Source organism: Flavobacterium aquidurense (assembly GCF_001404985.1).
Lineage (GTDB): Bacteria > Bacteroidota > Bacteroidia > Flavobacteriales > Flavobacteriaceae > Flavobacterium > Flavobacterium aquidurense_B.
In genome coordinates this window covers 391,994-405,284 of sequence record NZ_JRLF01000015.1, presented here as the reverse complement: position 1 = coordinate 405,284, position 13,291 = coordinate 391,994, and the positions used below count along the sequence as shown (strand labels likewise).

Sequence of the window (13,291 nt, the reverse complement as noted above, 5' to 3'; positions counted from 1 at the left end):
TTTTATTAGAATATGAAGTGTTATTTTAAAATATTTCTATAGACTTCTAAATATTCAGCCGCGGCAGTTTTCCAATTAAAACTTGCAGCTCTTTCCTTAAAGATTGTTTCACATTCCTGTTTATTATTCTCAAAATGGTTTAATCCTTCAAATAATACCGTTTTCATATATTCAGGATCAAAATTAGACCAATATTTTGCGGCATTTCCTCCAATTTCAGGTAATGAAGTTTTATCAGACAAAAAAGTTGGTTTTCCAAAACTCATTGCTTCAATTGGCGGTAAACCAAATCCTTCTCTAATAGAAGGAAAAAGAAATGCAGTGCAGTTTTTCATGAAAAACTGTTTGCCTTCATTTGTCACTTTTCCCGTTAAAAAAACCTGATTTGATAATCCATTATCGTTTATTAGCTTTTTTATCTCTTCACCATATTTTTTGTTATTATTACCAGAGATAATCAAATTGTAGTCTTTTATCACTTTCATCATATTGATAATAGACTCATAATTTTTTCTCTCAATAAAATCACCTATAGTATAAAAAAACGGTTTGTCAACCGGAACATCAGCAACATATGACGACGTGTCAATTAAGCTTGTAATCGGATTTCCGTTATAGATAACATATTCCGGAACATTTGGTACATCAAAATATTGATGAGTTTGTTTTTTTGAAAATTCTGATATATAAGTGATTGCCGTTGCTTTATTCAGTTTCTCTAAAAAAAGTTTATTTCTTTTATGGTTTATATCTGCAGATACTTCCTCAGTAAAATTTACATCATGAATCGTCAATAAATATTTTTTGCAAGTATAAGGTTCAACCTTTATATTTTGATTTACAGAATGCCATAAATCGTATTTCTTACGAATTCTAAAAAATTTCATTCTCGAAAGACTACTGTATTTATTATAGTTGAATTTTTTACCAAATTCACTCTCAAGAAGTTTTATATCAGAGGCATTTAATGTTAATTTAAGATCATCAAATTCCAATTCAGATAAACCTTTAATTAGTTCATAATTAAAAGTTCCCAAACCGCCAGCTCTGTTATTGATATTATGAGTTTCTAAAAAAACACTTTTTTGATATGCCATTTGATTTAATTTTTGACGAAAATACAATATTAATTTGAAGTCTTAAATTGTATGTGTATTTTTGTTGTTTATAAAGATATTCCCATGAATTTTAAAGTAAATCCCATTTTTACTACAGAGACTACATCAATACTTGATACTATTAATGCATTTAGCAACAAAGGAATTCTTTTTGGTAACGGACAACGTAATATTATAAAATTATTTGATTTAAAGGACAAAACAATTAATATCAAGTCTTTTAAAATTCCAAATCTCATAAATAAAATTGCTTACAAATATTTTCGAAAATCAAAAGCAAGGCGTTCTTTTGAGTATGCTACAATTTTATTAAATAAAGGTGTAGGAACGCCTCAGCCAATTGCTTTTCTTGAAAATTTTAACTGGCTTGGATTAAGAGACAGTTATTATGTAAGTGAACATTTAGTTACGGAACTTACTTTTAGAGAACTGGTAGAAATTCCGGATTATCCGGATCGTGAAAATATATTGAGACAGTTTACCAGATTTAGTTTTGATTTACATGAAAAAGGAATAGAGTTTCTGGATCATTCACCCGGAAATACGTTGATCAAAAAGAATTTAGATGGAAATTATTCTTTTTTTCTGGTTGATTTAAACCGAATGGAATTTCATGAATCAATGACTTTCGAAATGCGAATGAAGAATTTGTGTCGCTTAACTCCTTTAAAAGAAATGGTAGCGACTATGAGTAATGAATATGCTAAATTATACAGCGAATCCGAACAAAAAACATTTGATACCTTGTGGAAATATACAGCTGAATTTCAGGAACAGTTTTATAGAAAAAAACGTCTGAAAAAGAAACTTAAATTCTGGAAAAAGTAATTAGTTAAGTTTTGATAAAAAGAGCAAGTATAAATATAAAAAAAGGACCGAAACATCTTATATGAAGTTTCGGTCCTTTTTTGTTTAATATATCTTGAGCATTCTTTTAGTTCTCGATTAATTTTTCGTAAACCATTTATTCTGCCTGTATTTTAAATTTAATTCTTGTATTCCTGAAAATAAGCTTCTAATTTTTCGAGCATTAGAGGCAAAGGATATTCAGCATAATACTCAAGTGTATGTTCTTTAATGTATTGTTCCGTGTGTTGCTCGTATATTTCAGGTTTTAAATCTTTTAAATGAATAGAATCATTTTTAGCTTCATTTTCAAATAACTGCCAGGTTTCTTTTCTAACAGAAGGTGTAAATATCGAGAAAGTTGGAATCTCAAGTGCTTTTGCCATATTTACAGCGCCGCCTTCATTACCAATCAGCATTTCGCATTGAGAAAGTAATGCTAAAAAAGATCTTAATTCAGTGCAATACAAATCAATTACAATATGTTTTTTTGTTTCTTCGCTACAATAATTATAAACTTCCAGAGCTTGTTCTTTTTGGTCCGGGATATAATTAAAGATAATTGTAGCGTTAGTTTTTGCGACTGTAAAATCTATAATTTTTGCCATTCCCTCTAAAGGATATGTTTTGTAGACTTCACTCCCTAAAATTCCAAACATAATCAGTGGTTTTTCATTGCTGATATTGTGATTTTTTAGAAGTTGTCTGGCTTCATTGATTTCAGATTCTTTTAAAAAGATCTTAGGTTTTACATCTGTAATTTTTTCAGATATAAAGGGTTTTAAGAGTAGTAACCTGTTCTCAATGGCTAATCCGTGTTCAGATGCTATGGCATCAAAACGTTCGTAGGTATAATTATAGAATATTTTAGTATACCATTTATGATATGAAACTTTATATTTTGCTCCTGAAAATAAGGTAATCAAATTGGTTTCCAGCTTAGAATAGACATCAATAACGGCATTATATTTTTTTCTTCGGATCTGAAAAATAAATTTAAATAACGAAGGGATTGATTTTCTTACCTTATTAGATAATGGGATTATATTGTCAATATTTGGATTCTCTTTTAGTACATCAACAGAATTTGGATAGCACATATAATCTATCACGGCATCCGGAAACTTTGTTTTTAAGTTGTTGCAAATTATTGTACTTGTTAATACATCTCCAATTCTTTTTTGCTGAATGACTAATATCCTCATTTATTTTTAAATTCAATTTAAGGCTAAATTACAAACTATTTTATCAAGTGTGCAACCGTATGATGATATTAAGATTAAACTAAAACAAAAAAGTTATATTTTTGTAGCTAATAAATTAAATTTTGCAATGGAAATTAGTGGTCTGGTTATTACTTTCAATGAAGAAAAAAACATAGGAAAATGCATTGATGCTTTATTAAAAGTTTGTGATGAAGTAATCATAGTGGATTCTTTTAGTAAAGATCGTACAGTTGAAATTGCCAAAGAAAAAGGTGCTATAGTGATCCAGCAAGCCTTTTTAGGAGATGGACCTCAAAGAACACACGGTTTGCCATATTGCAAAAATGACTGGATTTTAAATCTTGATGCCGATGAATTCCTGGATAAAGATGCTGAGGATTTTATTTTAAAGAAAAAATATTTAGAAGGAAACCATGACGCTTTTAGTTTCAGGGTTAAAAACTTTCTGGCAGATAAACTAATTGATTTTTCAGGATGGTATCCGGATCATAAAGTTCGTTTTTTTAATAAACAAACCGCACATCCTTCAGAATCAATAGTACATCAGAAAATAATAACTCAGAACGAGAAAAAAGTTGCTGTACATATATTGCATTATGGCTGGGAATCTTTAGATCAGATTATTGCAAAAAAAAATCAATATTCAGGTTGGCATGCCCAACAATTATTTGATCAGGGAAAAAGAATAAATGCTTTTAAACCAATTCTTAACGGAACAGTTGCTTTTATTCGCTGTTACTTTTTTAAGAAAGGTGTTTTTAACGGAGTAGACGGATTATCGATAGCAATGATTCAGAGTTTCTTTTCTTATATGAAATATGCAAAGCTTTTAAAACTTCAGAAAAAGCAATAAACACAAAAAATCCAAATTTCAATCATTATAATTGAAATTTGGATTTTTTTATTTGTTTTATAAAATTAAACCGCTACATCATATTCACGAAGCGCATTGTTTAATGATGTTTTTAAATCTGTAGATGGTTTACGAGTACCAATTATTAAAGCACATGGTACCTGGAATTCACCTGCAGCGAACTTTTTAGTATAGCTTCCAGGAATTACTACTGAACGAGCAGGAACAAAACCTTTCATTTCAATAGGTTCATCACCCGTAACATCGATAATTTTTGTTGAAGCCGTCAAACAAACATTTGCACCAAGAACAGCTTCTTTACCAACATGAACTCCTTCTACAACAATACAACGAGAACCAATAAAAGCACCATCTTCAATAATTACCGGAGCAGCTTGCAAAGGCTCTAAAACCCCACCAATACCAACACCACCACTTAAGTGTACATTTTTACCAATTTGTGCACAACTACCAACAGTTGCCCAGGTATCAACCATAGTTCCTTCGTCTACATAAGCACCAATATTTACATAACTTGGCATCAAAATTACACCGCTTGAAATATAAGCTCCGTAACGTGCAACAGCATTTGGTACTACACGAATTCCTTTTTCAGCATAACCTCTTTTTAGCAACATTTTATCGTGATATTCGAAAATACCAGATTCCCATGTTTCCATTTTTTGAATCGGGAAATACATTACAACTGCTTTCTTAACCCATTCGTTTACTTGCCATTTGTCACCAACTGGTTCAGCACAACGCAATTTTCCTGCATCAACTAATTCGATAACTTCTCTAATAGCATCAGTTGTAGTAGTTTCTTGTAATAAAGCTCTGTTTTCCCAAGCTTGTTCAATTATAGTCTGTAAAGAATTCATAAGTTTTAATTTTTGGCAAAGATAGCGTATTTAGGCAAATCCGAAAAGGTAAACGCTTTTGAAAATGTTACATATTTAACTTTTTGTTTATAATTTGATAAATAAATTTAATCGCTTTACATGATTTTATTTACTAAAAACTCCTCTAAAAGTTTTTTAAGTATCAAAATATGACAAAAATCAGGTTTTTGGTTTTTTCTTCTAATTAGTTTTGCACCATTAATTTCTGAGAATATCTGGGAAATTAAAAATACCATTCCAAAACAAATTACATAAGCAAGATATGAATCAGGAAAATCAACTTCACGGACAAAAAACTATTATTGATAAAGAAGTCTCATGGGACAAAACTCAGGTAATCATGAGTAAAACAAATGCTTTTGGTATTATCGAATATGCCAATGAAGTTTTTGTAGACGTTTCAGGTTATGAAGATTATGAATTAATGGGACAGCCGCATAATATTATTCGTCATCCGGATATGCCAAAAGTAATTTTTAAAGTATTATGGGAGAATCTTAAAAATGGTAAAAATTTTCATGCTATTGTAAAAAACTTAGCGAAATCCGGCAGATACTATTGGGTGATTACTGATTTTGAGATTTCGAGAGATGAGAACGATGTTATTGTGAATTATTTTGGAAGACGTCAGGCAGTTCCTCAGGAGGTGATAGCATTACATATTGAACCTTTGTATAAAAAATTACTGCAGATTGAAGCCGCAAGCGGAATGGAATTTAGCGAAAAATACCTTATTGGATTCTTAGAAGAAAAAAAGAAAACATATGTGGAATATATTAAGGATTTGATTTTTGAACATGAAAAAGGACAGGCAAAATTCGCTCAATATGAAGAAAGAGCAGTAGTAGAGGAAGAAGAGGAAGAAGAAAGAGGTTTTTTTAGAAGATTATTTAATAGGTAGGTTTTTTAGGTTTTGAATATTTGGATAAGTCCGTTTCGAATTTTCGGGACGGATTTTTTATTATATTTCGTTTCAACAATTGAAACTTGTTAGATTTTTTAGAAAGTTAAATTCTATGAAGTTAAGACTGAAAAAGTTTATATTTGTAATGTAAATGAAAGTATTATGGAAGCGATAAGATTAGAATTTCAGCCGGAGATTAAAGAAAAAGTATTGCAATTACTAAGTACGTTTTCTTCAGATGAATTAAGGATAATTGAAGAGGATTCTGATTTTGAAGAAGATAAAAAACGCTTAAAAGAAAGAGCAGACCAAATAACTAACGGAACTGCCCAATATAGTACTTTTGAAGAATTAAATATTTTACTTGAGAATACTATTTCAAAATATGAAGATTAAATTAACAATTGAATTTAGTTATGATTGAATGACATAGTAGATTTTATTTCACAAGATAAACCTATTGCCGCAAGAAAATTTAAAAACGATTTGCTTAAAAAGCTTAAAAAGGATTTACTTAATCCATTTCATTTTAAAATCAATTTATTTTGAAAATGAAGCTTATAGAGACCATATTTTTAAAGGATATACGACAATTATAAAAGTTGAATCAGAAACCGAAACAGTTTATATTATTAGTATTTTAAAACACAGAAATTCCTTTTTACAATAATTTACAAACATAAATAAATGCCAAGAATCCTTTCTTTAGATTACGGACAAAAACGCACCGGAATTGCCGTTACAGACGAAATGCAAATAATAGCATCAGGTTTAACGACGATTCCTACCACTACTTTAATCGATTTTTTGAAAGATTATTTTGCTAAAGAAAAAGTAGAGGCTGTTTTAATTGGCGAACCTAAACAAATGAATGGTCAGCCATCAGAAAGTGCTTCTATAATTAAAGGTTTTGTAACACACTTTTCAAATATTTTTCCGGATATGAAAGTAGTTCGTGTCGACGAACGCTTTACTTCGAAAATGGCATTTCAAACCATGATCGATAGCGGATTAAGCAAAAAACAACGTCAAAATAAAGGTTTAATTGATGAAATCTCAGCTACGATAATGCTTCAGGATTATCTTTCTTCAAAACGTTTTTAATTTTCATTCATTACATTTTCATAGTCTGTTATTTTTTGTAAAAACATAACTTTTATCATGTAATTTTAGTTTTTTTTTGCAATTATAAAAAGTACCTTTGCACTTTAAAAACAAATTACTGTTATGCCTGACAATACAATACGTTCCAATAGTGAAGTAGTGCTTATTGGAGCTGGAATTATGAGTGCAACTCTTGGATTAATTTTAAAAGAGCTGCAACCCGATATAAAAATTGAAATTTACGAAAGATTAGATGTTGCTGCAGCCGAAAGCTCTGATGCTTGGAATAATGCAGGAACAGGACATTCAGCTTTTTGTGAGCTAAATTACACCCCAGAAAAGGCTGACGGAACTATTGATCCCAAAAAAGCAATAAGTATTGCAGAATCTTTTGAGATTTCAAGACAGTTTTGGTCCTATTTAGTAGAACAAAATAAAGTACCGTCTCCAGATAATTTTATTAAAAGTGTTCCTCACATGAGTTTCGTATGGGGAGATAAAAATGTAGAATATCTTAAAAAGAGATTCGAAGCTTTGCAAAGCAATCCTATTTTTTCTCAAATGGAATTTAGTTCTGATTTTGAAAAACTGAAAGAATGGATGCCACTTGTTATGGAAGGCAGAGAAAATAATGAAAAATTAGCTGCAACTCACATGGAAATTGGAACCGACGTGAATTTTGGAGCTTTGACCAGAAGTATGTTTAATTATTTAGAAAAACTGGATGGTGTTTCTTTATTCTTTAATCATGAAGTTAAAAAGTTAAGACAGCGTGAAGATAAATCATGGCGTATAAAAATTACCGATTTAACATCAGGTCAAACCAGAAAAGCCTATACTAAATTTGTATTTATTGGTGCCGGTGGAGGTTCATTACCCTTGCTTGAAAAAGCAAATGTTCCGGAAGGAAACGGTTATGGAGGTTTCCCTGTAAGCGGACAATGGTTAAAATGTACAAATCCTGAGGTAATTGCTAAACATCAGGCAAAAGTATACGGTAAAGCAAGTGTTGGCGCACCGCCAATGTCAGTTCCTCATATTGATACTCGTGTTATTGATGGAGAAAAAGCATTGCTTTTTGGTCCTTTTGCAGGATTTTCGACCCGTTTTCTAAAAAATGGATCTTACCTGGATTTACCACTATCTATAAAAGCAAATAATTTGATTCCGATGTTATCAGCGGGATTTCATAATATTCCATTAACCCGATATTTAATTGAGCAGGTTCGTCAGTCTCCAAAAGACAGAATGAATGCACTTCGTGAATACTTGCCAACTGCGCGTTCTAAAGACTGGAAATTAGAGAAAGCAGGACAGCGTGTTCAGGTTATTAAAAAAGGTGAAGATGGTGGCGGAGTTTTAGAATTTGGTACAGAAGTTATCAATACACATGACGGATCTTTGGCAGTTTTATTAGGAGCTTCTCCTGGAGCATCAACTGCAGTTGCGATTATGGTTGATTTGATCAGCAGATGTTTTACAAATCAGATTAAAACACCGGAATGGGAAGCGAAAATGAAAGCAATGATCCCGTCTTACGGTCAAACATTAAATGACAAACCAGAGCTTTTAGCAGAACTTAGAAAACATACTGCAGAAGTTTTAAAACTAAATAATTAAGCTTAGTTTTTATATAGAGAATAAACACAAATCCAGATGAATTAATCTGGATTTGTTGCTTTAAATTCTTCCGTAATTTTTAAGATCTTTTCAGCCAGATTGCTCATCCATATCAATTGTTCGATCACCATTTGGGCTTCCTGCATTTTAGCCTGACGGGTTTCCTTATCCAGTTCATCATCTTTTATTAAACGGGTAAAATTGATGCGTTTGAGTTCTTCAAATTGTAAAGTGACATCTTCTTTGTCAAAAAAAGTATCTGTCAGGATGACTTCATTTCGTAAAACAGAAATCGAATGATCTAAGTTTGAAAGTATGGTTTTTATGATATAATTAAACGATTCTGAAGCTGATGTTGTTTGATGTGACTGAATATAAGTCGATAAAGAAGCTAATGCAGATAAGATCGAATGATTTAAAACTACTAGTTTATTAACCAATGGTAATGTCTTTTGTTTTGACTTAGGTTCTTGCATCATACGCTGAAATGAAGTCATTAAATTACCAATTTCAACAAAAGCATTTTTTCGGGCTAATCGATATGATGTTGGGATTTCTCCTTTTTTATTATAAAAATCAGCAATTTCCCTAAGATAATTTCTATTGGCACGAATTGCATTTTCGATATGAATAGGCGTATTTATAAATTCCCAAGCCGGCCATAAAAACTGATTTGCCAAAAAAGCCAATGTAGCCCCTGCAAGTGTATCTATAACCCTGTACTGGATAACCTCAACAATATTAGGAACCAGGATTCCATAAATAAAAACCACATACATCGTAACAAAAGTTGCACTGATTTTATAATTGATTTGTGTAAAAGATATCCCAAGTAGCATACACACAATTGATAATATGCTAAGCGCAAAGTGGTTTTGAATAACCAAAACAATTCCAAATGCAATTACTCCTCCTAAAATAGTTCCAAAAATCCTATGGTAAGAACGTTCTTTTGTTAAGCCATAACCGGGACGCATTATAACAACAATCGTTAGTAAGATCCAATACGTATTTTGAACATTTAGTAATCCGCCTATAATTAAGCCAATGAGGATTGTAATTGTTAGTCGTAACGAATGTCTGAAAATAGAAGAGGAATAACTTAGATTTTCTATTAAAGTTCGTAAAGGATAATATTGAGGCGTTAAAAATTTCTCCAGTTCTTTGTCTTTATCTTTTAATTTAAAAGATTGCATGGCAAGCGAAAAAGCACGTTGGATAATTTTAATTTTTCCAACCTGATTCTTAGCATATTTCAGCATATTTGTCAGCATCAAAACACCTTCGGCAGCTTCGTCTTTTCCTAAAGTTTTTTCATAGTCGAAAATAGCAAACTCAAGAGCGTCTAGTTCATTTTTTAAATCATTCTTATCAACATATACACTAATATTATGTACGTTTTTAGAAAGTTTCTTTAATGTCGAAGCCAGTTTATAGGCCACATTCTGATATGTTCTGAGAACATCTGGATGTTTAGCAAATTTCTCATGAAGTTTACTATGATCGAAAGAGGTATATAAGGCAAGTTCCTGAATCTCTACTAAAGTAATGAATACAAGAAGCATTTTCCGGTTTTGACTTGTAGTTCCGGATGCATTTTGATTACCAATGAGCATTCTTCTCAAGTCTTCATGAATCAAATTGAGATCAACCTGAACACTTAATTGTTTTTCGATTATGGCTTTTCTATTGGCTTCAGGACTCCATAAATCACCTCTTAATTTTAAATATTTTGCGGTTAATTTTATGCCTTCGGCAATTTGCAATTCAACATATTTATAAGGCTGTACAAAATGAAATACAAGAGATACGATTAAATATAAAATACCTCCAATAAAAATAAATCCCGAATACTCAAAAGCCTCCCAGCCTTGATGTAAATGTCCAAATGATAACGAAATAGAAAGTAAAGCAGAAAATGAAACCAGAGTAGCACGTTGTCCGTAAACTGAAATCATGGAACATATAAAAAGTAAAAAGAATAAAAAAGGGTAAAACAAAAAAGGATATGGATAAGCCAGATTTACCAGCAGGTTTACTCCGGATACAATAAATGAAGCTACAATAAGCCCTTTTATTTTATGGCTTAATGAACTGGGAACATCACTGGGATACGTAAAAAAAGCACCTAATGCTATTGTGAAACCTATTTCAAAATGTCCCAGGAAATTTAAAACCAAAACAGGAACAACAGAAGCAATAGTTACTTTGGAGGCGTTTAAAAAAGAAGTGCTGTTAGTAAATTTAGAGATACGATCGAACATATTGTAAGGTTTACAAACAAAAGTACGAATTGTACGAATTAATTTGGCATAATTATGGATGAGATTTTAAGGACTAAGCAAAAAATGCGATATTATATAATCTTTAGAATTATTCATTGACTATTTTTTACTATTTTTGCCAGCTGAATTATGAGAACTAAATTCAGGAGTTTCAGTAGATAATACATTAAAATAATACAAATGATTTTACCAATTGTAGGATATGGTGATCCTGTTTTAAGGAAAGTGGGTGAGGCAATTGTGCCAGAGTATCCAAACTTAAAAGAAACAATAGCAAACATGTATGAAACCATGTATAACGCCTACGGAGTTGGATTAGCCGCACCGCAAGTGGGTATACCAATACGTTTGTTTGTTATTGATACGACTCCTTTTAGTGATGATGATGATCTGCCTTCAGAAGAACAAAAAGATTTAAAAGGTTTCAAAAAAACTTTTATCAATGCTAAGATTTTAAAAGAAGAAGGTGAGGAGTGGAGTTTTAACGAAGGTTGCTTGAGTATTCCGGATGTTCGCGAAGATGTTTATAGAAAACCAACCGTGACAATCGAATATTGCGAAGAAGATTTTGTAATGAAAACAGAGGTTTTTGATGGTTTAATCGCAAGGGTTATTCAACACGAATACGATCATATTGAAGGAGTTTTATTTACAGATAAAATATCTTCTTTGAAAAAACGTTTGATTCAAAAGAAATTAAAAAACATTACCGAAGGCAAAACATTTCAGGAATATAGAATGAAATTTGCTGCTGCTAAAAAAGGGAGATAATTGATCTAAGACATTACGATCAATAAAAATATAATAAATCAAATTCTTAATACTAATTTTAATAAACATGAATTTAGAGAAAATTTTAGCCATTTCCGGGAAACCGGGTTTATATGTATTGAAAGTGCAAACTCGTACAGGCTTTGTGGCAGAATCATTGACAGACGGAAAAAAAATTACTGTTAACTTAAAAAGTAACGTAAGTTTATTATCAGAGATTTCTATTTATACTTACGATGGAGAAAAACCATTGACTGAAGTAATGCAACGTATTGCTGCTAAAGAAAACAAAGGTCAGGCAATTTCTCATAAAGAAGATAACGCTACACTAGCAGCATATTTCAAAGAAATTCTTCCTGATTATGATGAGGAAAGAGTTTACCCTTCTGATATTAAAAAAGTATTAAACTGGTACAACACACTTCAGGCGAAAGGTCTGGTTACAGATTTAGCTCCGGCTGCTGCTGAAACTACTGAAGAAACTGCTGTTGTTGAAGAAAAACCAAAAAAAGCTCCAGCTGCTAAAAAAGCAAAAGCTAAAAAAGAAGAATAGTAGTTACTGCATTCAAATATATTAATCCTGTTAAGTTTCTTGACAGGATTTTTTTTTGCCTTTTTTAATATTTTATGTTTTTTTTAAGTGCTGAAATTAAATTAAAAATTAATTTTGTAGGAAAATATTTATTTTATTCTTTTAAAGGATTTATTTCTTGTCTAATTATTTTAGTTATTCAAAGAGGAATATAACATTGATATTTTTCATAAAATTAATTTTAAACATAAAAATGAAAAAGATTATCACAAAAATTTTGCTTGGTTGCGCAATGATTATACTTATGGGATGCGATAACAGCAAATCCGATAAAAAAGCAAATGACGAACCTAAAAAACATTGGAATTACGATGGAGAAACAGGACCGGAACACTGGTCAGAAATTGATCAGAACGATTGTGGAGGAAGTGCACAATCACCTGTAGATATTGTAGAAACTGAAAAAGATGAAACTTTAAAACCTATTGATTTTCATTACAGCCACGAAACTAAAATACATGATGTCGTAAATAACGGGCATTCTATTCAGTTTGATTTTGAAGAAGGTGATTATATCATTCTGGGAGGAGATAGATATAATCTGGTACAATTTCATTTTCATGAACCTGCAGAACATACTATTAGAGGAGTTCGATATCCTTTGGTTATTCATATGGTACATATGAACAAGGAAGGAAAATTTGCAGTAGTTGCAGTAATGGCAAAAGAAAGTAAGGATAATAATGAGACTTTTGACTTTCTGGATAAATTTTTACCAATAAAAGTAAATGAAACTATTGAAGTAAAAGATGTTTTTAATTTAAATAACGTTCTGCCTGAAAATCAAACATATTATACATATACAGGATCGCTTACAACACCACCATGTACAGAAGGAGTTCAATGGTATATTTTTAAAAATTCAGTAGATGTCTCTTTAAAAATGATTGAAGACCTAAGAAAAATAATGCCGGTTAATAATTTCAGAAATATTCAACAATTAAATGGGCGCATAATTAAGGAATCGATATAATTTATTTTTAGAAAGGAAGGTCATAATGATCTTCCTTTTTTTATTTATATAGATTTAAATCAATAAAATAAATTATTTTTGATCTCATAAAATAAAA

At 31.0% G+C, this 13,291-nt stretch carries 13 protein-coding genes; 9 read left to right on the top strand and 4 right to left on the bottom strand.

The window, feature by feature from the left end; genetic code table 11:
• Positions 1–20 precede the first annotated feature (20 nt).
• Positions 21–1,097 carry a glycosyltransferase family 4 protein gene (locus RC62_RS20230; RefSeq protein WP_055098138.1) on the bottom strand — a complete coding sequence of 359 codons (1,077 nt, stop codon included), beginning with the start codon at positions 1,095–1,097 and terminating at the stop codon, positions 21–23.
• An 84-nt stretch (positions 1,098–1,181) separates the two neighbouring features.
• On the opposite strand from RC62_RS20230, the gene RC62_RS20225 reads away from it, so the two are divergent.
• Positions 1,182–1,946: a lipopolysaccharide kinase InaA family protein gene (locus RC62_RS20225; RefSeq protein ID WP_055098595.1), complete on the top strand. Its 765-nt coding sequence runs from the start codon at positions 1,182–1,184 to the stop codon at positions 1,944–1,946.
• 158 nt (positions 1,947–2,104) lie between these two features.
• On the opposite strand, the gene RC62_RS20220 is transcribed toward RC62_RS20225, so the two are convergent.
• Positions 2,105–3,169, bottom strand: a complete 1,065-nt coding sequence (locus RC62_RS20220) for a glycosyltransferase family 9 protein (protein ID WP_055098137.1) — start codon at positions 3,167–3,169, stop codon at positions 2,105–2,107.
• Positions 3,170–3,296: 127 nt separating this feature from the next.
• Here RC62_RS20220 and RC62_RS20215 point away from each other — a divergent pair, with 127 nt between their 5' ends.
• On the top strand, positions 3,297–4,043 hold the full coding sequence (locus RC62_RS20215) for a glycosyltransferase family 2 protein (RefSeq protein ID WP_055098594.1): 747 nt from the start codon (positions 3,297–3,299) through the stop codon (positions 4,041–4,043).
• A 65-nt stretch (positions 4,044–4,108) separates the two neighbouring features.
• On the opposite strand, the gene RC62_RS20210 is transcribed toward RC62_RS20215, so the two are convergent.
• Positions 4,109–4,924: a 2,3,4,5-tetrahydropyridine-2,6-dicarboxylate N-succinyltransferase gene (locus RC62_RS20210; RefSeq protein WP_055098136.1), complete on the bottom strand. Its 816-nt coding sequence runs from the start codon at positions 4,922–4,924 to the stop codon at positions 4,109–4,111.
• A 283-nt stretch (positions 4,925–5,207) separates the two neighbouring features.
• On the opposite strand from RC62_RS20210, the gene RC62_RS20205 reads away from it, so the two are divergent.
• The 4 genes from RC62_RS20205 to RC62_RS20185 all read left to right on the top strand — a co-directional run bounded on the left by RC62_RS20205 (position 5,208) and on the right by RC62_RS20185 (position 8,573).
• On the top strand, positions 5,208–5,846 hold the full coding sequence (locus RC62_RS20205) for a PAS domain-containing protein (protein ID WP_055098135.1): 639 nt from the start codon (positions 5,208–5,210) through the stop codon (positions 5,844–5,846).
• A 165-nt stretch (positions 5,847–6,011) separates the two neighbouring features.
• The gene (locus RC62_RS20200; protein WP_055098134.1) at positions 6,012–6,245 is read left to right on the top strand and encodes a hypothetical protein; all 234 of its coding nucleotides are present in this window, start codon (positions 6,012–6,014) and stop codon (positions 6,243–6,245) included.
• Between the two features lie 291 nt (positions 6,246–6,536).
• A complete protein-coding gene (ruvX, locus tag RC62_RS20190; protein ID WP_055098132.1) occupies positions 6,537–6,953 on the top strand; it encodes a Holliday junction resolvase RuvX in 417 nt (138 codons plus the stop codon).
• Between the two features lie 123 nt (positions 6,954–7,076).
• Complete coding sequence (locus RC62_RS20185) at positions 7,077–8,573, top strand: malate:quinone oxidoreductase (RefSeq protein WP_055098131.1); 1,497 nt, start codon at positions 7,077–7,079, stop codon at positions 8,571–8,573.
• 41 nt (positions 8,574–8,614) lie between these two features.
• Here RC62_RS20185 and RC62_RS20180 read toward each other — a convergent pair whose 3' ends face one another.
• Positions 8,615–10,837, bottom strand: coding sequence for an FUSC family protein (locus RC62_RS20180; RefSeq protein WP_055098130.1), 2,223 nt, complete (start codon positions 10,835–10,837; stop codon positions 8,615–8,617).
• Between the two features lie 201 nt (positions 10,838–11,038).
• Between RC62_RS20180 and def the strand changes: the two genes are divergently transcribed.
• From def to RC62_RS20165, 3 genes are all read left to right on the top strand, one after another.
• Complete coding sequence (def, locus tag RC62_RS20175; protein WP_055098129.1) at positions 11,039–11,629, top strand: peptide deformylase; 591 nt, start codon at positions 11,039–11,041, stop codon at positions 11,627–11,629.
• A gap of 67 nt (positions 11,630–11,696) precedes the next feature.
• Complete coding sequence (locus RC62_RS20170; protein WP_055098127.1) at positions 11,697–12,182, top strand: DUF5606 domain-containing protein; 486 nt, start codon at positions 11,697–11,699, stop codon at positions 12,180–12,182.
• 232 nt (positions 12,183–12,414) lie between these two features.
• A complete protein-coding gene (locus RC62_RS20165; protein ID WP_055098126.1) occupies positions 12,415–13,194 on the top strand; it encodes a carbonic anhydrase in 780 nt (259 codons plus the stop codon).
• Positions 13,195–13,291 lie beyond the last annotated feature (97 nt).